The following is an 805-nucleotide window of genomic DNA, read 5'->3' on the forward strand; positions in this document are numbered from 1 at the left end:
TTCAACGTGCCGATCTTATCGCTCACACTCATCAACGCAGAAATATCGTGGGGAGATAATTTTTTTAGGCCATTGATCAGCGTTTGAGAGTAGTCGAGGAAATCCGGTTGCGTCGTTTTCGCGATTTTCCAAGCAGTGTCAAAGTCTAAGGTTTTTGCCGGCGAGATAACCAATAACATTACTAATTTCCAACTTTATTCAGGCGCGAGTATAGATTGCCACCAATTCAACGGTGTTTTGCCATCTTGGGGGTCGTAAACATTGCCGTACAGCCACATGCACTCTTCATCGAGGCAATCATTTAAGATATCTTCAATAACGCTAAAGCCCAAACTCACATGCACGCTGTAAACCAACATACGCGGCGTTTCAATATCCAGTTCACCGCCCAATTTTTCTAATGCAGGTGTCAGTTGTTCGGCAACGGCCTTGATATCATCGCGAGAAAACACCCGGACGCACACATTGCCACTGCGACGCACAATCTCAAATTCCTGAGATTGTTCATCAAATTGAATATTGTCGCCACTGGCCAAGCCTTTAACAAACGCTGGGGACTTTACTAGCTGTAAGCTTTGATCTTCATTAACCCGCACCTGAACTTTTTCGGCAACGGGCTGACCTTGGGGGTTAAGACCGGCAAAAATTTCGATCACTTGAAGGGCGTTCATGGCATATCCTAAAACAGTTACGGTAGGCGAATGGCGGGGGATTATAAGGCAAAGCGTGGATCTAACCCAATGCACTGTCTCTAGTGTCGCTAGGACACTCGCTAGTCATCGGCTACGGCAGACGTAGGAGCCCA

The 805-nt window shown here is 46.7% G+C and carries 2 protein-coding genes; both read right to left on the bottom strand.

Annotated elements, in window-relative coordinates; all coding sequences use genetic code 11:
• The coding region (gene yaaA, locus ACFQEU_RS16950) for a peroxide stress protein YaaA (protein ID WP_379784046.1) at positions 1 to 179 on the bottom strand (179 nt) is incomplete at its 3' end.
• Between the two features lie 15 nt (positions 180 to 194).
• A complete protein-coding gene (locus ACFQEU_RS16955; protein ID WP_379784044.1) occupies positions 195 to 671 on the bottom strand; it encodes a DUF4265 domain-containing protein in 477 nt (158 codons plus the stop codon).
• Between the last annotated feature and the right edge of the window lie 134 nt (positions 672 to 805).

The organism is Halorubrum tibetense (assembly GCF_042661865.1).
GTDB lineage: Archaea > Halobacteriota > Halobacteria > Halobacteriales > Haloferacaceae > Halorubrum > Halorubrum tibetense.

Excerpts from the sequence above, each read along its gene's own strand:
- ACFQEU_RS16955 (WP_379784044.1), bottom strand. The coding sequence starts at position 671 with ATGAACGCCCTTCAAGTGATCGAAATTTTTGCCGGTCTTAACCCCCAA.